The organism is Pantoea sp. XAF26B01_ASV70 (genome assembly GCF_054512635.1).
This window is the reverse complement of sequence record NZ_CM137251.1, coordinates 3,019,508-3,040,772: the sequence shown is the minus strand read 5'-3', so window position 1 is coordinate 3,040,772 and position 21,265 is coordinate 3,019,508. Positions and strand designations below refer to the sequence as shown.

19 protein-coding genes, 3 tRNA genes and 1 other RNA gene are annotated in these 21,265 nt (G+C 55.7%); 22 read left to right on the top strand and 1 reads right to left on the bottom strand.

The features are described from left to right. Positions 1–14: 14 nt before the first annotated feature. The 20 genes from ACX8ZY_RS14305 to ACX8ZY_RS14210 all read left to right on the top strand — a co-directional run bounded on the left by ACX8ZY_RS14305 (position 15) and on the right by ACX8ZY_RS14210 (position 17,318). Positions 15–731 (top strand): succinate dehydrogenase iron-sulfur subunit, encoded by a 717-nt coding sequence (locus tag ACX8ZY_RS14305; protein WP_010260736.1) that lies wholly within the window; start codon positions 15–17, stop codon positions 729–731. A gap of 200 nt (positions 732–931) precedes the next feature. Continuing rightward, complete coding sequence (gene sucA / locus ACX8ZY_RS14300; RefSeq protein WP_010260738.1) at positions 932–3,739, top strand: 2-oxoglutarate dehydrogenase E1 component; 2,808 nt, start codon at positions 932–934, stop codon at positions 3,737–3,739. A 15-nt stretch (positions 3,740–3,754) separates the two neighbouring features. Further along, positions 3,755–4,978 (top strand): 2-oxoglutarate dehydrogenase complex dihydrolipoyllysine-residue succinyltransferase, encoded by a 1,224-nt coding sequence (gene odhB, locus ACX8ZY_RS14295; RefSeq protein ID WP_010260740.1) that lies wholly within the window; start codon positions 3,755–3,757, stop codon positions 4,976–4,978. Between the two features lie 70 nt (positions 4,979–5,048). After that, complete coding sequence (gene sucC, locus ACX8ZY_RS14290) at positions 5,049–6,215, top strand: ADP-forming succinate--CoA ligase subunit beta (RefSeq protein ID WP_003853151.1); 1,167 nt, start codon at positions 5,049–5,051, stop codon at positions 6,213–6,215. Beyond that, positions 6,215–7,090: a succinate--CoA ligase subunit alpha gene (gene sucD, locus ACX8ZY_RS14285; RefSeq protein ID WP_010260744.1), complete on the top strand. Its 876-nt coding sequence runs from the start codon at positions 6,215–6,217 to the stop codon at positions 7,088–7,090. Before sucC ends, sucD begins: the two co-directional genes overlap by 1 nt. 574 nt (positions 7,091–7,664) lie before the next feature. Continuing rightward, positions 7,665–9,236 (top strand): cytochrome ubiquinol oxidase subunit I, encoded by a 1,572-nt coding sequence (cydA, locus tag ACX8ZY_RS14280; protein ID WP_010260749.1) that lies wholly within the window; start codon positions 7,665–7,667, stop codon positions 9,234–9,236. Positions 9,237–9,247: 11 nt separating this feature from the next. Then, positions 9,248–10,387, top strand: coding sequence for a cytochrome d ubiquinol oxidase subunit II (gene cydB / locus ACX8ZY_RS14275; protein ID WP_158131916.1), 1,140 nt, complete (start codon positions 9,248–9,250; stop codon positions 10,385–10,387). A gap of 15 nt (positions 10,388–10,402) precedes the next feature. Beyond that, positions 10,403–10,507, top strand: a complete 105-nt coding sequence (gene cydX / locus ACX8ZY_RS14270; RefSeq protein WP_010260755.1) for a cytochrome bd-I oxidase subunit CydX — start codon at positions 10,403–10,405, stop codon at positions 10,505–10,507. Continuing rightward, positions 10,507–10,800, top strand: coding sequence for a cyd operon protein YbgE (gene ybgE / locus ACX8ZY_RS14265; RefSeq protein WP_022626040.1), 294 nt, complete (start codon positions 10,507–10,509; stop codon positions 10,798–10,800). The genes cydX and ybgE overlap by 1 nt, the downstream gene beginning before the upstream one ends. A 178-nt stretch (positions 10,801–10,978) precedes the next feature. Further along, a complete protein-coding gene (gene ybgC / locus ACX8ZY_RS14260) occupies positions 10,979–11,383 on the top strand; it encodes a tol-pal system-associated acyl-CoA thioesterase (RefSeq protein ID WP_010260759.1) in 405 nt (134 codons plus the stop codon). Further along, positions 11,380–12,066 (top strand): Tol-Pal system protein TolQ, encoded by a 687-nt coding sequence (gene tolQ / locus ACX8ZY_RS14255; RefSeq protein WP_010260762.1) that lies wholly within the window; start codon positions 11,380–11,382, stop codon positions 12,064–12,066. The genes ybgC and tolQ overlap by 4 nt, the downstream gene beginning before the upstream one ends. A 13-nt stretch (positions 12,067–12,079) precedes the next feature. Beyond that, positions 12,080–12,508: a colicin uptake protein TolR gene (tolR, locus tag ACX8ZY_RS14250; protein WP_010260764.1), complete on the top strand. Its 429-nt coding sequence runs from the start codon at positions 12,080–12,082 to the stop codon at positions 12,506–12,508. A gap of 27 nt (positions 12,509–12,535) precedes the next feature. Further along, a complete protein-coding gene (gene tolA / locus ACX8ZY_RS14245) occupies positions 12,536–13,837 on the top strand; it encodes a cell envelope integrity protein TolA (protein ID WP_022626037.1) in 1,302 nt (433 codons plus the stop codon). Positions 13,838–13,952: 115 nt separating this feature from the next. After that, a complete protein-coding gene (gene tolB / locus ACX8ZY_RS14240) occupies positions 13,953–15,248 on the top strand; it encodes a Tol-Pal system beta propeller repeat protein TolB (RefSeq protein WP_010260769.1) in 1,296 nt (431 codons plus the stop codon). Between the two features lie 50 nt (positions 15,249–15,298). Continuing rightward, on the top strand, positions 15,299–15,829 hold the full coding sequence (pal, locus tag ACX8ZY_RS14235) for a peptidoglycan-associated lipoprotein Pal (protein WP_010260771.1): 531 nt from the start codon (positions 15,299–15,301) through the stop codon (positions 15,827–15,829). A 9-nt stretch (positions 15,830–15,838) separates the two neighbouring features. After that, positions 15,839–16,633 (top strand): cell division protein CpoB, encoded by a 795-nt coding sequence (gene cpoB / locus ACX8ZY_RS14230; protein WP_010260773.1) that lies wholly within the window; start codon positions 15,839–15,841, stop codon positions 16,631–16,633. A gap of 164 nt (positions 16,634–16,797) precedes the next feature. Next, positions 16,798–16,873: transfer RNA gene (locus ACX8ZY_RS14225), tRNA-Lys, on the top strand. A gap of 70 nt (positions 16,874–16,943) precedes the next feature. Next, positions 16,944–17,019 (top strand) — tRNA-Lys (locus ACX8ZY_RS14220). Between the two features lie 46 nt (positions 17,020–17,065). Beyond that, positions 17,066–17,141: transfer RNA gene (locus tag ACX8ZY_RS14215), tRNA-Lys, on the top strand. Positions 17,142–17,184: 43 nt separating this feature from the next. Then, positions 17,185–17,318: non-coding RNA, RtT sRNA (locus tag ACX8ZY_RS14210), on the top strand. 571 nt (positions 17,319–17,889) lie between these two features. Here the strand turns inward: ACX8ZY_RS14210 and ACX8ZY_RS14205 are convergent. Then, positions 17,890–19,365 carry an AlkA N-terminal domain-containing protein gene (locus ACX8ZY_RS14205; protein ID WP_010260146.1) on the bottom strand — a complete coding sequence of 492 codons (1,476 nt, stop codon included), beginning with the start codon at positions 19,363–19,365 and terminating at the stop codon, positions 17,890–17,892. A 158-nt stretch (positions 19,366–19,523) separates the two neighbouring features. On the opposite strand from ACX8ZY_RS14205, the gene ACX8ZY_RS14200 reads away from it, so the two are divergent. Beyond that, positions 19,524–20,066: a methylated-DNA--[protein]-cysteine S-methyltransferase gene (locus ACX8ZY_RS14200; RefSeq protein ID WP_010260149.1), complete on the top strand. Its 543-nt coding sequence runs from the start codon at positions 19,524–19,526 to the stop codon at positions 20,064–20,066. Positions 20,067–20,192: 126 nt separating this feature from the next. Then, positions 20,193–21,254: a quinolinate synthase NadA gene (gene nadA / locus ACX8ZY_RS14195; RefSeq protein WP_022626034.1), complete on the top strand. Its 1,062-nt coding sequence runs from the start codon at positions 20,193–20,195 to the stop codon at positions 21,252–21,254. Positions 21,255–21,265: the final 11 nt, after the last annotated feature.

Sequence of the window (21,265 nt, the reverse complement as noted above, 5' to 3'; positions counted from 1 at the left end):
TTTCGGAGACGATCATGAGACTCGAGTTTTCAATTTATCGCTACAATCCGGACGTCGATGACAAACCGCGCATGCAGGATTACACCCTGGAAGCGGAAGATGGTCGCGACATGATGCTGCTGGACGCGCTGATTCGCCTGAAAGAGAAAGATCCGACCCTGGCGTTTCGTCGCTCCTGTCGTGAAGGCGTCTGCGGTTCCGATGGCCTGAACATGAACGGTAAAAACGGACTGGCCTGCATTACGCCCGTCTCGGCGCTGGGCAACGGCAAACAGAAAATTGTTATCCGTCCGCTGCCAGGTTTACCGGTGGTGCGTGACCTGGTTGTAGACATGAGCCAGTTTTATGCACAGTATGAGAAAATTAAGCCTTTCCTGTTGAATAATGGGGAAAATCCGCCAGCTCGTGAACATCTGCAGTCGCCGGATGAGCGTGAACACCTGGATGGCCTGTACGAATGTATACTCTGTGCCTGCTGCTCAACCTCATGCCCATCATTCTGGTGGAATCCTGAGAAGTTCATCGGTCCTGCTGGCCTGCTGGCCGCGTACCGCTTCCTGATTGACAGCCGCGACACCGAAACCGAGGCGCGTCTCGACAATCTGAATGATGCTTTCAGCGTATTCCGCTGCCATAGCATCATGAACTGTGTGAGCGTATGTCCGAAAGGGCTGAACCCGACGCGCGCCATCGGCCATATCAAGTCGATGCTGCTGCAGCGCGGCGCATAAGCAGTTTCTGCCGGGAACCTCAGGTTCCCGGTGTTTTACGGAAGCCTCTGTAAGCGCGGTGATTACCACGTTTACAAAGGTTCCCTTACGGGCCACGCGCGCTGCGCAAAGTGCTCGTATCGCTGAACTCACTACGGCAAACCGCGAAAGCGGCAACAAATGAAACCTCAAAAAAGCATAGCAATGCTTAAGGGATCACAATGCAGAACAGCGCGATGAAGCCCTGGCTGGACTCTTCCTGGCTGGCCGGCGCGAATCAGTCTTACATAGAGCAGCTCTATGAGGATTTCCTGACCGATCCTGACTCTGTCGATGCAGTGTGGCGCTCGATGTTCCAGCAGTTACCGGGCACCGGAATGAAACCTGAGCAGTTTCACTCCACCACACGTGAGTACTTCCGTCGCCTGGCGAAAGACGCATCTCGTTACACCTCATCTGTCTCCGATCCTGAAACCAACTCCAAGCAAGTAAAAGTGCTGCAGCTGATTAACGCGTTTCGTTTCCGCGGTCATCAGCACGCCAATCTTGACCCGCTTGGTCTGTGGAAACAGGACCGGGTAGCCGATCTCGATCCCGCTTTTCACGATCTGACCGAGGCCGATTTTCAGGAAAGCTTTAACGTCGGCTCTTTTGCCATTGGCAAAGAGACCATGAAGCTGGCCGAACTGTTCGAGGCGCTGACTCAGACTTACTGCGGCTCGATCGGTGCAGAATATATGCACATCAACAACACTGATGAGAAACGCTGGATTCAGCAGCGTCTTGAGTCAGTCGCGGGCCGTGCAGCCTTCAGCAATGAAGAGAAAAAAGGTTTCCTGAAAGAGCTGACCGCGGCCGAAGGGCTGGAAAAATATCTCGGAGCGAAATTCCCGGGTGCCAAACGCTTCTCGCTGGAAGGCGGCGATGCACTGGTTCCGATGCTGCGCGAAATGATCCGTCATGCCGGTAAGAGCGGAACCCGTGAAGTCGTACTGGGTATGGCGCACCGTGGCCGTCTCAACGTGCTGATCAACGTGCTGGGTAAAAAGCCACAGGATCTGTTCGACGAGTTCGCCGGTAAGCACAAAGAGCATCTGGGCACCGGTGACGTGAAGTACCACATGGGCTTCTCGTCTGACGTGGAAACCGAAGGCGGCCTGGTTCACCTGGCGCTGGCGTTTAACCCGTCGCACCTGGAGATCGTCAGCCCGGTGGTCATGGGTTCAGTGCGTGCCCGTCTGGATCGTCTGGATGAGCCAGCCAGCAATAAAGTCTTACCGATCACCATTCATGGTGATGCGGCCGTGATTGGCCAGGGCGTGGTTCAGGAAACCCTGAACATGTCACAGGCGCGCGGTTATGAAGTGGGCGGTACCGTTCGCATCGTCATCAACAACCAGGTTGGCTTCACCACCTCCAACCCGAAAGATGCGCGTTCGACCCCTTACTGCACCGATATCGGCAAAATGGTGCTGGCACCGATTTTCCACGTCAATGCTGACGATCCGGAAGCGGTCGCGTTTGTGACCCGTCTGGCGCTCGACTATCGCAACACCTTTAAGCGTGATGTGTTTATCGATCTGGTCTGCTATCGCCGTCATGGTCACAACGAGGCGGATGAGCCAAGTGCGACCCAGCCGCTGATGTACCAGAAAATCAAAAAACACCCGACGCCGCGTAAAATCTATGCCGACCGTCTGGAAGGTGAGGCCATTGCCACGCAGGAAGATGCGACCGAAATGGTCAATCTCTACCGTGACGCGCTGGATGCGGGTGAGTGTGTGGTGCCGGAATGGCGTCCAATGAGCCTGCACTCCTTTACCTGGTCACCTTACCTGAATCATGAGTGGGATGAACCTTACCCGGCTCAGGTCGACATGAAACGTCTGAAGGAGCTGGCGCTGCGTATCAGCCAGGTGCCTGAAGAGGTGGAAGTGCAGTCACGTGTTGCCAAGATTTACAACGACCGTCGTCTGATGGCTGAAGGCGAGAAAGCCTTTGACTGGGGCGGCGCGGAAAACCTGGCATACGCCACGCTGGTTGATGAAGGCATTCCGGTACGTCTGTCGGGTGAAGATACCGGTCGCGGTACCTTCTTCCATCGTCACGCGGTAGTCCATAACCAGGCGAACGGCTCAACCTATACCCCTCTGCACCACGTGCACAGCGGTCAGGGTCAGTTCAAAGTGTGGGACTCCGTGCTGTCAGAAGAGGCGGTGCTGGCCTTTGAATATGGTTATGCCACCGCAGAGCCGCGCATCCTGACCATCTGGGAAGCGCAGTTTGGTGACTTCGCCAACGGCGCACAGGTTGTTATCGACCAGTTCATCAGCTCCGGTGAGCAGAAATGGGGCCGGATGTGTGGCCTGGTGATGCTGCTGCCGCACGGTTATGAAGGTCAGGGGCCAGAGCACTCCTCTGCGCGCCTGGAACGTTATCTGCAACTCTGCGCTGAGCAGAACATGCAGGTCTGCGTGCCGTCTACCCCTGCGCAGGTTTACCATATGCTGCGTCGTCAGGCGCTGCGCGGTATGCGCCGTCCGCTGATTGTGATGTCGCCGAAATCACTGCTGCGTCATCCGCTGGCGATCTCCACGCTGGATGAACTGGCTAACGGCAGCTTCCAGCCTGCGATTGGCGAAGTCGATGATCTGGATCCGCAGGGCGTGAAACGCGTCGTGCTGTGCTCCGGTAAAGTCTATTACGACCTGCTGGAGCAGCGTCGTAAAAATGAGCAGACCGATGTGGCTATCGTGCGCATCGAGCAGCTCTATCCGTTCCCGCATCACGCGGTACAGGAAGCATTAAAAGCGTATGCTCACGTGCAGGATTTTGTCTGGTGTCAGGAAGAGCCACTGAATCAGGGCGCCTGGTATTGCAGTCAGCATCATTTCCGTGAAGTTGTGCCGTTTGGTGCCACTTTACGTTATGCAGGCCGCCCGGCATCCGCCTCACCGGCCGTGGGATACATGTCCGTACACCAACAACAGCAGCAAGACCTGGTTAATGACGCGCTGAACGTTAATTAATTAAAAGGAAAGATAATGAGTAGCGTAGATATTCTCGTTCCCGACCTGCCTGAATCGGTTGCCGATGCCTCTGTGGCAACCTGGCATAAAAAACCAGGCGATGCAGTCACTCGCGATGAAGTGCTGGTCGAAATCGAAACTGACAAAGTTGTACTGGAAGTGCCAGCCTCTGCGGACGGTATCCTGGAAGCCGTTCTGGAAGAAGAGGGCGCCACCGTCACTTCCCGCCAGATCCTGGGTCGTCTGAAAGAGGGCAACAGCGCCGGTAAAGAGAGCAGCGCGAAGTCTGAAAGCAAAGAGTCTACCCCGGCTCAGCGTCAGACTGCGTCACTGGAAGAAGAGAGCAACGATGCGCTCAGCCCGGCTATCCGCCGTCTGATTGCAGAGCACAATCTTGATGCCTCACAGATCAAAGGCAGCGGTGTCGGCGGTCGTCTGACCCGTGAAGATGTTGAAAAACATCTGGCCAACAAACCGCAGGCTGCCAAAGCCGCTGCGCCAGCTGCTGATGCGGCCGCCGCGCAGCAGCCAGTGGCTAACCGCAGCGAAAAACGCGTGCCGATGACCCGTCTGCGTAAGCGTGTTGCCGAGCGTCTGCTGGAAGCGAAGAACAGCACCGCGATGCTGACCACCTTCAACGAAATCAACATGAAGCCCATCATGGATCTGCGTAAGCAGTATGGTGAGGCCTTCGAGAAGCGTCACGGTGTACGTCTGGGCTTTATGTCCTTCTACATCAAAGCGGTTGTTGAAGCGCTGAAACGCTATCCGGAAGTGAATGCTTCTATCGATGGTGAAGATGTGGTTTACCACAACTACTTCGACGTCAGCATTGCGGTCTCTACGCCACGTGGTCTGGTTACACCAGTCCTGCGTGACGTGGATGCGCTGAGCATGGCGGACATCGAGAAGAAAATCAAAGAGCTGGCAGTGAAAGGCCGTGACGGCAAGCTGACAGTTGAGGATCTGACCGGCGGTAACTTTACCATTACCAACGGCGGCGTCTTTGGTTCACTGATGTCCACCCCGATCATCAACCCACCGCAGAGCGCCATCCTGGGCATGCACGCCATCAAAGATCGCCCGATGGCGGTCAATGGTCAGGTTGTGGTGCTGCCGATGATGTATCTGGCGCTCTCCTACGACCACCGTCTGATCGATGGCCGTGAATCAGTTGGTTATCTGGTTGCAGTGAAAGAGATGCTGGAAGATCCGGCGCGCCTGCTGCTGGATGTCTGATTTTCACCGGGCGCGCCTTGCCGCGCGCCCAACCTCATTACTCTTTTCAGACCTGAATGGATAGAACATCATGAACTTACACGAATACCAGGCGAAACAACTGTTTGCACGGTATGGCATGCCGGCACCAACGGGTTACGCCTGCACTACACCACGTGAAGCGGAAGAAGCAGCCTCTAAAATTGGCGCAGGCCCGTGGGTAGTTAAATGTCAGGTTCATGCCGGTGGCCGCGGTAAAGCGGGCGGTGTGAAAGTGGTTAACAGCAAAGAAGAGATTCGCGCTTTTGCTGAAAACTGGCTGGGCAAACGCCTGGTTACCTATCAGACAGACGCAAACGGCCAGCCGGTAAACCAGATTCTGGTTGAAGCAGCGACCGATATCGATCAGGAACTCTATCTGGGCGCTGTGGTCGATCGCGCAACGCGTCGCGTAATTTTCATGGCCTCCACTGAAGGCGGCGTGGAAATTGAAAAAGTGGCGGAAGAGACCCCGCACCTGATCCACAAAATGGCGCTGGATCCACTGACTGGCCCGCAGCCTTATCAGGGCCGTGAACTGGCGTTCAAACTTGGCCTGACCGGCAAGCTGGTTGGCCAGTTCACCAAGATCTTCATGGGTCTGGCGACACTGTTCCTGGAGCGCGATCTGGCGATGGTTGAGATCAACCCGCTGGTGATCACCAAACAGGGCGACCTGATCTGCCTGGATGGCAAACTGGGTGCCGATGGCAATGCCCTGTTCCGTCAGCCAGAGCTGCGCGAAATGCGCGATCCAAGCCAGGAAGATCCACGTGAAGCCCATGCGACACAGTGGGAACTGAACTATGTTGCGCTGGAAGGCAACATCGGTTGTATGGTTAACGGCGCAGGTCTGGCGATGGGCACCATGGACATCGTTAAACACCACGGCGGTCAACCGGCCAACTTCCTTGATGTCGGCGGCGGCGCAACCAAAGAGCGCGTGACCGAAGCCTTCAAAATCATCCTGTCTGACGATGCGGTTAAAGCCGTATTCGTTAACATCTTCGGCGGCATCGTACGCTGCGACCTGATTGCCGACGGCATCATCGGCGCAGTCGCTGAAGTGGGTGTGAACGTGCCAGTTGTGGTACGTCTGGAAGGTAACAACGCCGAGCTGGGCGCCCAGAAACTGGCGGACAGCGGTCTGAACATCATTGCAGCAACCAGCCTGACAGACGCCGCACAGCGTGTTGTTGCTGCCGCGGAGGGTAAATAATGTCCATTCTGATCGACAAAAACACCAAAGTCATTTGCCAGGGTTTCACCGGTGGCCAGGGGACTTTCCATTCTGAGCAGGCGCTGGCATACGGCACCCAACTGGTTGGCGGCGTGACGCCAGGCAAAGGTGGCACGACCCATCTCGGCCTGCCGGTGTTCAACACCGTTCGCGAAGCGGTAGAAGCAACCGGCGCGACCGCCACTGTGATCTACGTTCCGGCTCCTTTCTGTAAAGATGGCATCCTGGAAGCGATCGACGCGGGCATCAAACTGATCATCACCATCACCGAAGGCATCCCGACCCTGGATATGCTGACCGTGAAAGTGAAGCTGGATGAAGCAGGCGTGCGGATGATCGGTCCAAACTGCCCAGGCGTTATCACCCCAGGCGAATGTAAAATCGGCATCATGCCGGGCCACATTCACCAGCCGGGCCGCGTCGGTATCGTGTCACGTTCAGGCACCCTGACCTATGAAGCGGTTAAGCAGACCACGGACATCGGCTACGGCCAGTCAACCTGCGTTGGCATCGGTGGTGACCCAATCCCAGGCTCTAACTTCATCGACATCCTGAAAATGTTCCAGGATGATCCACAGACTGAAGTTATCGTGATGATCGGTGAGATCGGCGGTAGCGCAGAAGAAGAAGCTGCAGCCTTCATTAAAGAGCACGTGACCAAGCCGGTTGTAGGCTACATTGCTGGCGTCACCGCGCCAAAAGGCAAGCGTATGGGCCATGCTGGCGCCATCATTGCCGGTGGTAAAGGTACAGCAGATGAGAAATTTGCTGCGCTGGAAGCGGCAGGCGTGAAAACCGTCCGCAGCCTGGCGGATATCGGTGACGCAGTAAAAGCCGTATTACCTGCTAAATAAGTCAGCGTCATCTGAGACTAAGCCACCTTCGGGTGGCTTTTTTTATGCCTGTAAATGAGAGCTATAACGCAGGAAGCTAAAGAGAAGAGTGCGCGGTTAAATAACCGGTCTGCGGCTCATCACGTTAAGGAAAAGTGTCAAAGGTAAATTATTTCTTCGCGCTTTATTTCATTACTGACATCTCATTAACAAGAAACCTACCTGACCCTATCTGGAAACTTATTGCGTTAATCCAGATCAATTAATCGCGACTTATATCCAACTATATCTCTGGCAAAGCGCAACGCTAAGGGCGTAAATTGCGCTGCATCAATCCAGCCTTTTACACAAATTTTCAAACGTCTGCTCAACCCGGGATAACACCCGCTTTCCTCCTGTTAAAGCACGCGTTAACGAAAGCGCTGATTGACAATTTTCTGAGCTGCTTCATTCGCTACTCGCCTGTTCGGGCAGCTCACAGACCTGTTCTGCGGGTAATAAAAAACTGGAATCAATAAACAGTCGTTGCTGACTCTGATTGCGTTCGATCTGTTCGCGCGCGTGACGGAGACAAAGCGAGGAGCAAGGAGTCCTTATGTTAGATATCGTCGAGCTGTCGCGGTTACAGTTTGCCTTAACGGCGATGTACCATTTTCTGTTCGTCCCTTTAACGCTGGGTATGGCGTTCTTGCTGGCGATCATGGAAACGGTATATGTCCTGAGCGGCAAACAAATCTATAAAGATATGACGAAGTTCTGGGGCAAGTTATTTGGTATTAACTTTGCGCTGGGTGTCGCCACCGGCCTGACCATGGAATTTCAGTTCGGGACTAACTGGTCATATTACTCTCACTACGTCGGCGATATCTTCGGCGCGCCGCTCGCCATCGAAGGTCTGATGGCGTTCTTCCTGGAATCCACCTTTGTTGGCCTGTTCTTTTTTGGCTGGGATCGCCTGGGCAAAGTGCAGCACCTCGCCGTCACCTGGCTGGTGGCGCTGGGCTCAAACATGTCGGCGCTGTGGATTCTGGTGGCTAACGGCTGGATGCAGAATCCGATCGCCTCTGAGTTCAACTTCGAAACCATGCGCATGGAGATGGTCAGCTTCTCAGAGCTGGTGCTGAACCCGGTCGCGCAGGTGAAATTCGTTCACACCGTGGCAGCCGGTTACACCACCGGTGCGATGTTTATTATGGGCATCAGCGCCTGGTACATGCTGAAAGGCCGTGATTTCGCCTTTGCTAAACGCTCGTTCGCTATCGCAGCCAGCTTTGGCATGGCGGCGGTACTGTCAGTCATCGTTCTGGGCGATGAGTCAGGATACGAAATGGGTGACGTGCAGAAAACCAAACTGGCCGCTATCGAAGCGGAGTGGGAAACCCAGCCGGCACCGGCGTCGTTTACCCTGTTTGGCCTGCCCGATCAGGCCACTCAGGAGAACCGATACGCAGTACAGATCCCCTGGCTGCTGGGCCTGATCGCCACCCGATCAACCGATACGCCGGTCACCGGCCTGAAAGATCTGATGGCACAGCATGAAGTGCGCATCCGCAACGGCATGAAAGCCTATGCCCTGCTGAATGAGCTACGCGGTGGCAGCCAGGATCCGGCGGTGCGTGACGCGTTCAACAGTCACAAACAGGATCTCGGCTACGGTCTGCTGCTGAAGCGTTATACCGACAACGTGGCTGATGCAACCGAAGCGCAGATTAAACAGGCGACGCAGGACTCTATCCCGCGTGTCGCTCCGCTCTATTTTGCCTTCCGCATCATGGTGCTGTGTGGCGTATTGCTGCTGGGCATTATCGCGCTGGCGTTCTGGAGCGTACTGCGTAACCGCATCGGTAAAAATCGCTGGTTACTGAAAGCGGCGCTGTTTGGTATTCCGCTGCCGTGGATCGCTATCGAATCAGGCTGGTTTGTGGCGGAGTATGGTCGTCAGCCCTGGGCTATCGGTGAAGTTCTGCCGACTGCGGTAGCCAACTCCTCCCTGACCGTTGGCGATCTGCTGTTCTCCATGATCCTGATCTGCGGACTCTACACAATGTTCCTGGTGGCTGAGATGTACCTGATGTTCAAATTCGCCCGCCTTGGGCCGAGCAGCCTGAAAACCGGGCGTTATCATCATGAGCAGATCACGGCAATCACCCAGCCGGTACAGGGATAAGGAGAGCGACTATGTTTGATTATGAAGTTCTGCGCTTTGTCTGGTGGCTGTTGATTGGCGTACTGCTAATTGGTTTTGCCGTCGCAGATGGTTTTGATATGGGTGTCGGGATGCTGACACGCATTCTGGGCCGGAATGATACTGAACGTCGCATCATGATTAACAGTATCGCTCCACACTGGGACGGTAACCAGGTCTGGCTGATCACCGCAGGTGGCGCGCTGTTTGCCGCCTGGCCGATGGTTTACGCGGCAGCCTTCTCTGGCTTCTACGTGGCCATGATTCTGGTGCTCGCGTCGCTGTTCTTCCGTCCGGTTGGCTTCGATTACCGTTCGAAGATTGAAGACAATCGCTGGCGCGGTGCATGGGACTGGGGGATTTTCATTGGCAGCTTCGTGCCGCCGCTGGTGATTGGCGTGGCGTTTGGCAACCTGTTACAGGGCGTGCCGTTCCATGCCGATGAGTATCTGCGCCTGTTCTATACCGGTAACTTCTTCCAGCTGCTGAATCCGTTTGGGCTGCTGGCGGGTGTGGTCAGTGTGGCGATGATTCTGGCGCAGGGTGCAACCTATCTGCAGATGCGCACTACCGGCGAACTGCATCTGCGTTCGCGCACCGCAGCACAACTTGCCGCCCTGGTGATGATGGTCTGCTTTATCCTGGCGGGCGTCTGGGTGAAATATAGTATCGATGGTTATGTGGTGACCAGCACTATGGATCACTTCGCCGCCTCTAACCCACTGGGCAAAACCGTGGTGCGCGAAGCGGGTGCCTGGATGGTCAACTTCCAGAACCACCCTGTGCTGTGGCTGTTCCCGCTGCTGGGCGCTGTGCTGCCGCTGCTGACCATACTCTGCTCGCGGGTTGAGAAGGGCGCCTGGGCGTTCCTGTTCTCCTCACTGACGCTGGCCTGCGTCATCATGACCGCCGGTATTGCAATGTTCCCGTTCATCATGCCATCCAGCACGGTGCCGGGTGTGAGCCTGACCATGTGGGACGCAACGTCCAGCCTGCTGACGCTGCAAACCATGACCGTTGCCGCCGCTATCTTTGTGCCGATCATTCTGGCCTACACCACCTGGTGCTACTGGAAGATGTTTGGTCGTATCACCAAAGAGCATATTGAAAGCAACAGTCACTCACTCTATTAATTAAGGAGACGTCGCATGTGGTATTTTGCCTGGATTCTCGGCACGTTGCTGGCCTGTGCCTTTGGTATCGTGACCGCGCTGGCGATTGAGCACATTGAAGCGCAGGATGAGCCTCACTGATGCGAACGCTAATTCGGATGCTGTATGATCTGATGGATAAGGGCCCGTTACGGGCCCTTTCACTGCTGCTGGCGCTGCTGACCGCAGGCGGCGTGATGTGGGATCCGACACGCTTTGCCAATCAGGCAGGCCAGTTACCGGCTCTGCAGGGGCTGGTGCTGATCTGGGCGGTCTGCAGTGGGGTAATCCACGGTGTGGGCTTCCGGCCAAAGCAAACCCGATGGCAGGCGCTGTTTGCCCCGTTACCCGCCATGCTGGTGCTATTTATTGCGCTTTACCGTTTTTATCTTTAAGACCCCGCCTCATCGGCGCTGTCAGTGAATTTTTGTCAGCGTCTGGTCAATTAATCTCCCTGAAATCGTTCCGTTTGTTACGGAGCGATAATTATTTTCGCCTGGCTCTGACGAGCCATTCCCAACCCCAATTCTCTTGCGTATAGTAACAACGTTTAAAACGAGGCCGGGATGTAGAGTGAGTACAACGCTGTTTCGCTGGCCGGTTCGGGTCTACTACGAAGATACTGATGCCGGTGGTGTGGTTTATCACGCCAGCTATATCGCTTTTTATGAACGAGCACGTACTGAAATGTTGCGACAGCACCATTTCAATCAGCAGACGCTGTTAGAACAGCAGATCGCTTTTGTGGTACGGCGTATATCGGTGGACTATCTGGCGGCGGCGCGTCTTGATGACCTTCTGGAGATCCAGAGCGAGGTCACATCAATGACACGGGCTACCATGACGTTCACTCAGCGTATCGTGAATACTGAAGGCAAAGTGCTCAATGAGGCAGAAGTCCTGATTGCCTGCATTAACCCACATCTAATGAAGCCGATTGCGCTTCCCAAGTCTATTGTCGCGGAGTTCAAGCAGTGACTGACATGAACATTCTTGATTTGTTCCTGAAGGCGAGCCTTCTGGTCAAACTTATCATGTTGATTTTGATCGGCTTTTCTATTGCCTCCTGGGCCATCATTATTCAGCGCACACGTATTCTGAATGCGGCGGGAAGAGAAGCGGAGGCGTTTGAAGACAAATTCTGGTCCGGCATCGAACTCTCGCGCCTCTATCAGGAGAGCCAGGAGCGCCGGGAAGAACTGGGTGGTTCGGAGCAGATTTTCTATTCCGGCTTTAAAGAGTTCGCCCGCCTGCATCGCGCCAACAGCCATGCGCCGGAAGCGGTCATTGATGGTGCGAGCCGTGCGATGCGTATCTCAATGAACCGTGAGCTTGAAGCGCTGGAAAACCACATTCCATTCCTCGGCACCGTCGGTTCTATCAGCCCTTATATCGGACTGTTCGGCACCGTCTGGGGGATCATGCACGCCTTTATCGCACTGGGTGCCGTGAAGCAGGCAACCCTGCAGATGGTTGCACCGGGTATCGCTGAAGCGTTGATTGCGACCGCTATCGGTCTGTTTGCCGCGATTCCGGCGGTGATGGCGTACAACCGTCTGAACCAGCGCGTGAACAAACTGGAGCAGGGCTACGACAACTTCATGGAAGAGTTCACTGCCATTCTGCATCGCCAGGCTTTCTCCAGCGATAGCGCTAAGTAAATAGAGGTTAATGATGGCCAGAGTACGTGGTCGCAAACGCCGCGACCTGAAGTCGGAAATCAACATCGTTCCGCTACTGGACGTCCTGTTGGTGCTGTTGCTGATCTTCATGGCAACGGCGCCCATTATTACCCAGAGCGTGGAAGTGGATCTGCCTGATGCGACCGATTCGAAAACCGTTGCCAGCGATGATAATCCGCCGGTGATTGTCGAAGTGGCGGGCGTGGGTCAGTACAGCCTGGTCGTGGATCACGATCGTATGGATCAACTTCCGCCAGAGCAGGTAATCAGCGAAGCGCAGCGTCGACTGGAAGCGAATCCTAAGACGGTCTTTTTGATCGGGGGCGCGAAAGAGGTGCCTTACGATGAAATTATTAAAGCGCTCAACCTGCTGCACCAGGCGGGTGTTAAATCTGTCGGTTTGATGACGCAGCCGATTTAAAATCGAACCGTTTTTTGGGAACCGAGTGTGTCGAAGGCAACCGAGCAAAACGAGAAGTTAAAGCGCGCGATAATCATTTCGGTGATTCTGCATATCGTGCTGATCGCGCTGCTGATTTGGAGCTCGTTTAATGAGCACATTGACGCCAGCAGTGCGGGTGGCGGAGGCAGTGATATTGATGCAGTGATGGTCGATCCCGGTGCCGTCGTGAGTCAATACAATCGTCAGCAGAACCAGCAAAGTGACAGCCAGCGGGCTGAGCAGCAGCGTAAAAAGCAGGCGCAGCAGCAGGCTGAAGAGCTGCAACAGAAACAGGCTGCTGAACAGCAGCGTCTGAAAGCGCTGGAAAAAGAGCGTTTAGCCGCGCAGGAAACCGCGAAAGAAGAGGCGAAACAGCAGGCTGAGCAGCAGAAGGCTGCCGAAGACGCTGCTAAGCAGGCGCAGGAGCAGCAAAAAACGGCGGAAGCGGCGGCTGCCAAAGCCAAAGCGGATGCAAAAGCTCAGGCAGATGCGCAGGCAAAAGCCGCGGCTGAGCAGGCGAAACAGGCCGCAGCCGAAGCAAAGAAGCAGGCTGATCAGCAGGCGAAAGCCGCCGCTGCCGCTGCTGCAAAAGAGAAAGCCGTTGCGGAAGCGAAGGCGAAATCTGAAGCAGATGCGAAAGCCGCAGCTGAAGCCAAAGTGAAAGCGGCGGCGGATGCCAAAGCCAAAGCGGCTGAAGAGGCTAAACAAAAAGCTGCTGAAGCCAAAGAAAAAGCCGCAGAGGCGGCGAAAGAGAAAGCCGCAGAAGCCGCAAAAGAGAAAGCGGAAGCGGCTAAAGAGGCCGCCAAAGAGAAAGCGGAAGCTGCCGCGAAAGCGAAAGCCGATGCCGCGGCGAAAGCCAAAGCCGATGCTGCCGCTAAGGCCAAAGCGGATGCTAAAGCGAAAGCCGCCGCCGATGCTGCCAACGACAGCGATGTCGATGATTTGCTGGGTGGACTCGCTTCCGGTAAAAATGCACCGAAAAGCGGCACCTCTGGCGGCGCAGCAGGGCAGGGAAACCAGAAGAAAGCGGGTGCATCAGGCGCGGAAATCAACTCCTACATGGGTCAGGTTGTGAGTGCGATTCAGAGCCGATTCTATGATGCGGATCTGTATCGCGGAAAAACCTGTGATTTGCGGATTAAACTTGCGCCTGATGGCTTGTTGATTGATGTTAAGTCAGAGGGTGGCGATCCCGCGCTCTGTCAGGCCGCGATTGCTGCCGCAAAACAGGCACGTATTCCGAAGCCGCCTTCGCAGGCGGTCTACGAAGTGTTTAAAAACGCCCCAATGCGTTTTAAACCGCAATAATGCAGTAACGGGCGGCAAGTTGATCTATGTTTAGCGTGCCGTACTTAAGTTGTACTCGTGGTTTCCAGGAACAGTGCCAATTATCGTGGACTGAGGTTCAGATAAGGGAGATAAAATGAAGCAAGCTCTTCGCGTTACGTTAGGCTTTTTTATCCTGCTGTGGGCAGCCATGCTGCATGCAGAAGTTCGAATTGAGATCACCCAGGGTGTCAACACTGCGCGCCCGATTGGCGTGGTGCCGTTTAAATGGGCCGGTGCTGGCGCAGCGCCGGAAGATATCGGCGGCATCGTTGCAGCTGACCTGCGCAACAGTGGCAAATTTAATCCACTGGATCGCTCGCGTCTGCCACAGCAGCCTGCCAGCGCGCAGGAAGTTCAGCCTGCCGCGTGGAGTGCACTCGGCATTGATGCCGTGGTCGTCGGTCAGGTCGCGTCTAACCCGGATGGCAGCTATCAGGTTTCGTACCAGCTGGTCGACACTGGCGGTGCTCCCGGTACCGTGCTGGCACAAAACAGTTATAAAGTGACGAAGCAGTGGCTGCGTTATGCCGCTCACACGGCCAGTGACGAAACGTTCCTGAAGCTGACCGGCATCAAGGGCGCTTTCCGTACCCGTATCGCCTATGTGGTGCAGACCAACGGCGGCCAGTTCCCGTATGAGCTGCGCGTTGCTGACTACGATGGTTACAACCAGTTTGTCGTGCATCGTTCACCACAGCCGCTGATGTCGCCAGCCTGGTCTCCGGATGGCAGCAAAGTTGCTTACGTGACCTTTGAAAGCGGCAAATCTGCGCTGGTGGTACAGACGCTGTCGAACGGTGCTATCCGTCAGATCGCCTCCTATCCACGTCACAACGGTGCCCCAGCGTTCTCGCCGGATGGCTCTAAACTGGCGTTCGCGCTCTCTAAAACCGGCAGCCTGAACCTCTATGTGATGGATCTGGCCTCAGGTCAGACGCGTCAGATTACCGATGGTCGCTATAACAGCACCGAACCAACCTGGTTCCCGGACAGCCAGACGCTGGCTTACACCTCCGATCAGGCTGGTGCTCCACAAATCTACAAAGTCGGACTTAACGGTGGCGCGCCACAACGTATTACCTGGGAAGGCGGTCAGAACCAGGATGCGGATGTCGCAACAGATGGTAAGTCAATGGTGATGATTAGCACCAACGGTGGTGCTCAACACGTCGCCAAACAGGATCTGGAAACGGGAGCCGTTCAAACGTTAACGGACACGTTCCTGGATGAAACGCCGAGCCTGGCACCCAATGGCACAATGGTAATCTACAGCTCTACTCAGGGTATGGGTTCCGTGTTGCAGTTGGTTTCTACCGACGGCCGTTTCAAAGCGCGTCTTCCGGCAACTGATGGACAGGTAAAATTTCCTGCCTGGTCGCCGTATCTGTAATGTCTGACAGTTCAGACATCACAAACAATAAACAATAATGGGATTTTGAAATGCAACTGAACAAAGTGCTGAAGGGTTTGATGCTGGCTCTGCCGGTTCTGGCAGTAGCGGCTTGTAGCTCACACAAGAACAACAACAATGACCAGACTGGCATGGGCGCTGATGGCGGCGCTTACGGTGCAAATTCTGGCATGAACGGCAACGGCGGCAACATGTCTTCTGACGAGCAGGCTCGTCTGCAGATGCAGCAGCTGCAGCAGAACAACATCGTGTACTTCGGCCTGGACAAGTATGACGTTCAGTCTGATTACGCACAGATGCTGGATCAGCATGCAACCTTCCTGCGCAGCAACCCGTCATACAAAGTGACCATCGAAGGTCATGCGGATGAGCGCGGTACGCCGGAATACAACATCGCCCTGGGCGAACGTCGTGCTAACGCGGTTAAAATGTACCTGCAGGGCAAAGGCGTGTCGGCTGATCAGATGTCTATCGTATCTTACGGTAAAGAGAAGCCAGCTGTTCTGGGTCATGACGAAGCAGCGTATTCTAAAAACCGTCGTGCCGTTCTGGTCTACTAAGAGAATCACATGGTTAGTAACTTCAGACATCACCTGTTGAGTCTGTCGTTACTGATTGGCGTAGCGGCCCCCTGGGCCGCTAATGCCCAAGCGTCAATCAGTAGCGTTGGCTCCGGCTCGGTCGAAGACCGTGTCACCACTCTTGAACGAATTTCTAATGCCCAGGCACAGCTGATGCAGCAATTGCAGCAGCAGATGAGTGATAACCAGCGTGATATCGACGCGCTGCGTGGGCAAATCCAGCAAAACACGTATCAGTTGAATCAGGTGGTTGAGCGGCAGAAGCAGCTTTACCAGCAGATTGACAGCCTGAGCAGTGCCAGCACCAGCGGCGGTCAGCAGGCAGCGGGCAGTAATGCCGCAGCGGATACCGGCGCAGCAGCAACCGCAGGCGCGGCAGCATCAACGGATAGCGCACCTGCGCAGACCGGTGACGCTAACAGCGATTACAATGCGGCTGTGGCGCTGATTCTGGAGAAGAAACAGTATGATCAGGCGATCAGCGCGCTCCAGGCGTGGGTAAAACGTTACCCGGATTCGACCTATCAGCCGAACGCCAATTACTGGCTGGGACAGCTGAACTATAACAAAGGCAAAAAGGACGACGCCGCTTACTATTACGCCACGGTAGTGAAAAACTATCCGAAGTCGCCAAAAGCTGCAGAAGCGTTGTTGAAAGTGGGCGTCATCATGCAGGAGAAAAAAGACACAGCGAAAGCTAAAGCGGTCTTCCAGCAGGTGATCAAACTTTATCCAGACACCGAATCTGCTAAGCAGGCGCAAAAACGTCTGACAAGTCTGTAATCTGTACGGTTCAGGCCAGATATCGTGTGATTTCTGGTCTTGCCGTATGAAAGGTAAGCAACTGAAGCATTTAGCAGAAATAAGAGTTGCGCTACCCCGCTAAATCAGTAATATATGCCGCCGTTGCCGGGACACATTGCAAAGTGTCTGGTAAGCCTGAAGATGGGTCGTTAGCTCAGTTGGTAGAGCAGTTGACTTTTAATCAATTGGTCGCAGGTTCGAATCCTGCACGACCCACCATCTTCCTCAGACGCGCTTTTACCGCGCAGTTTTAAGAAGAACACTTCAGCATTGCTTCACAACCTAAGATGGGTCGTTAGCTCAGTTGGTAGAGCAGTTGACTTTTAATCAATTGGTCGCAGGTTCGAATCCTGCACGACCCACCATCTTATCTCAGCCGCCTGGCGTGTTGAACGGTTGTAAGCCCCCAGCGGGTCGTTAGCTCAGTTGGTAGAGCAGTTGACTTTTAATCAATTGGTCGCAGGTTCGAATCCTGCACGACCCACCAATTAAGAAAAAAGCGCCCTCAGGGCGCTTTTTTTGTTTCTGCGGCACGGCGTTCCCCGTGCAGGGTGAGAACCTGCAGCAGGTTCGACTGAATCGCCAGGCGATTCAGGCTGATGCGACAGCATCACCCGAAGGGCGAGGCCCCGGATGGGCCGAGGCAATCCTGCACGACCCACCAATTAAGAAAAAAGCGCCCTCAGGGCGCTTTTTTTGTTTCTGCGGTATCTGATTACTTTTTCAAAGCAAAACGTGATTGGTTTTTAAAGTTGTCGATGAAGTTTGCCGCAAGCCGCTTTGAGATTGAGCCTGCGCAGAGAACAGGGTCAGATCGGAAAGACGCCAAAGCCAATCCCTGACCTGCTCGACCCGCGCGATTACGCACCTCATCCCTGAGGTGCGCCCGTAGCCGGGCCAACGCGTTGCGTTGTTCAAAAACGCTCCCGGCGTTTTTGTCCCAGGCGCGGGACGCTTACCTCTTCTGACCCTGTTCCCTGCGCGTTGAGCTTTTTCGTTGCGGCCAAATCCAGTCGGGTGCGAGTTTGTAAGCAGTCTGGAAAAGCCTCTGGCGATGGCTGTCGGCCCGCGCCATTCTCTTCTGACCCTGTTCCCTGCGCGTTGAGCTTTTTCGTTGCGGTCAGATTAAGTCGGGTGCGAGTTTGTAAGCAGTCTGGAAGAGGCTCTGCATTTTTAGTTTCTGCGATACCGACTATGCAGATCAGGGCAGACTATCTGCATCCTTACATCAACCGTCACGGCTTTTTCTTTGCCTTTGCCACTGCCAGGCTCTCCCAGATATGCATCACTGCATAGCTGCGCCAGGGACGCCATGACTGCGATCGCGCCTCCGCTTCTTTCGATGACATGCCGCCCAGGTTATTCCGGATGGCAATATCTTCTTTGGGAAAGGCATCCGGCCAGCGCAGGGCGCGCATCGCGATATAGTGCGCGGTCCAGGGACCAATACCCGGCAGGCTGACCAGTTTTTTGATGACCTCGTCTGGCGCCTGAGCGGCGCTGAGACGCAAATCTCCGCTGGCGCAGGCATTTGCAAAGGCGATGATGGCGCGGGAGCGGGCGGCACTGACAATCCCCATCGGCGCGACATCGTCTACCGTCAGTCCGGCGATGCGTTCAGGATGGGCGGTGTAGCGGGTCAGATCGGCGAACGGCGTCTCACAGGGTTCGCCAAAGGCGGCGGCAAAACGGCTGCTGACCGTGGTGGCCGCTTTGACCGTCACCTGCTGGCCGATAATGGCGCGCACGCCCAGCTCAAAGGCGTCGAATGCGCCAGGCACTCGCAGACCCGGATGCGAGATCAGGCTGGGTGCCAGCAGTGGGTCCTGCGCCAGACAGGCGGCGATACGCTGCGGCTGTGCGTCGAGATCGAACAGATCGCGCAGACGGCGCAGCAGCAGAGGCAGAACCGGCGTCAGCGAGGTGGAGAGCGTCACCTGCAGCGCGTTCTTTTGCGGCAGATGCGAAACAGAAACCCAGCCCCGGCAGCGGCCGAGCACCACGGTGCGTCGCCAGCAGCCATCTTCCACCGCCTCGACCTCTTTCATCAGATGCGTCTGCAAAAACCAGAGCATCGCCGCCCAGTCGTAGGGAGGACGATAGGCCAGCCGCAGCGTCACGCGGTCGCCGGGCTGCGCACATTGAGTGCCCGTATCGTCCCTGCGCAGCGCGCCTGGCGTCATGCGGTAACGCGCCTGGAAGACATCATTAAAGCGCCGCAGGCTGCCAAAGCCGCTGGCATAGGCAACGTCAATAATCGGCAGCCGGGTTTCGGTCAGCAGCTGTTTAGCCAGCAGCATGCGCCGCGTCTGCTTCAGTTCCAGCGGCGAGACACCCAGCTCCTGCTGCACGATACGGCGCAGTTGACGCAGGCTGATACCGAATTCAGCGGCAATCGCCTCCAGTCCTTCACGTTCCTCCAGCATGCCTTCCTCGATACGCTGAACCAGCCGCTCTGCCACACGGTGCGGCTGATCAACCGGCGCATTACCGGGTGCCAGTTCAGGCCGACAGCGCAGGCAGGGGCGAAAGCGGGCTTTCTCCGCCGCTTCGGCGCTGCTGAAGAAAAGGCAGTTCTTCTGCATCGGCGCTTTGACCGGGCAGACCGGACGACAATAGATACCGGTTGAGGTCACGCCAACAAAGAAAACGCCGTCAAAGCGGGTATCACGAGAGGTCAGCGCCTGATAGGCAATGTCGGGATCGAGCATGGCAGTTCTCCGGTAAATAAGCGCAGCCTACACCGGTGAATCCCGGCAGACTGGCTGTTTTCGGACAGCACAACAGTTTATCGCCATGACCGAAAACAGCCAGTCAGGCTGATGAAAAGTGCGATAATAGGCGACAGAACCGTGACGGGAGAATCACCATGTACTACTTCAAACCGATAGTCACCCCGGTGGGTGAACTGAAACTGGTCGCCAGCGATAGCGGCCTGGCGGGTATTTTGTGGGAAAACGACGATCCCAAACGCACCCGGTTTTTGCCGCAAACGCGCGATGACGATCATCCCATTCTGATCGAAACTGAGCGTCAGCTCAGCGAATACTTCACCGGTGCTCGTCGCTGCTTTGAGCTGCCGCTCGATTTTGTCGGCACTGAGTTTCAGAAAAAAGTCTGGCAGGCGCTGGTGGCTATCCCGTTTGGTGAGACGCGCAGCTACAGCCAGATTGCGCGGGAGATCGGCCATCCGCTGGCGGTGCGTGCCGTCGGGGCGGCCAATGGGCGTAATCCGCTCTCAATTGTCGCACCGTGCCACCGCGTGATTGGAGCCAACGGCAAGCTGACCGGCTTTGCGGGCGGACTGGATATCAAAGCCTTTCTGCTGGCACTGGAAGCGCCGCAAAAACCGCTGGTACTGGCAGATGAAACGCAGCCCGGCAGGGTCGGCGCTGTGATGCAGACAGAATAAATATCGCACGACACAGCCAGGCTTTTCCGCTATCTTGTTTAGCATATAAAACACGATGGCGGATTCTACGCCATAAGTCGCCGGAACAGGCGATTTTCGTTAATTAGACAAAACGAGAGCTGTGTCATGAGTGTGATGTTCGATCCAGAAAGCGCCGTTTATCCCTTTCCGCCCAAACCCGCTCGCCTGAGTGACGACGAGAAGGCGTTCTACCGTGAGAAAATTAAAGCGCTGCTGAAGGCGCGAAACGCGGTGATGGTGGCGCACTACTACACCGATCCGGAAATTCAGGCGCTGGCAGAAGAGACAGGCGGCTGCGTTTCCGACTCGCTGGAGATGGCACGCTTTGGCAGCAACCATTCGGCAACGACACTGCTGGTGGCGGGCGTGCGCTTTATGGGGGAAACCGCCAAAATCCTCAGCCCGGAGAAAACCGTACTGATGCCGACGCTGCAGGCGGAGTGCTCACTGGATCTCGGCTGCCCGATTGAAGAGTTTAACGCCTTTTGCGACGCCCATCCCGATCGAACTGTGGTGGTCTACGCCAATACCTCGGCGGCGGTAAAAGCGCGGGCCGACTGGGTGGTGACCTCAAGCATTGCGGTCGAGTTGATTGAGCACCTCGACAGTCTGGGCGAAAAAATTATCTGGGCGCCGGATCGCCATCTTGGCCGCTACGTCACCCAAAAATCGGGCGCGGACGTGCTCTGCTGGCAGGGTGCCTGCATTGTGCACGACGAGTTCAAAACCCAGGCGCTGCAGCGTATGAAAGCGCTCTATCCCGACGCGGCAGTGCTGGTGCATCCTGAGTCACCGCAGGCGATTGTCGATCTGGCCGATGCGGTCGGCTCGACCAGCCAGCTGATTCAGGCCGCCAAATCCCTGCCGCATCCGCAGATGATTGTGGCGACCGATCGCGGCATCTTCTACAAAATGCAGCAGGCGGTGCCGGATAAAGAGCTGCTTGAAGCGCCGACCGCCGGTGAAGGTGCCACCTGCCGCAGCTGTGCTCACTGTCCCTGGATGGCGATGAACGGCCTTAAAGCCATCGCAGAGGCGCTGGAGTCGGGTGGGGTGGAACATGAGATTCAGGTGGATGAGACGCTGCGTGAGGCGGCGTTACTGCCGCTTAATCGCATGCTATCCTTTGCAGCGGAACTTAAACTCAACGTGAAGGGAAACGCGTAAGCGTTTTCCGG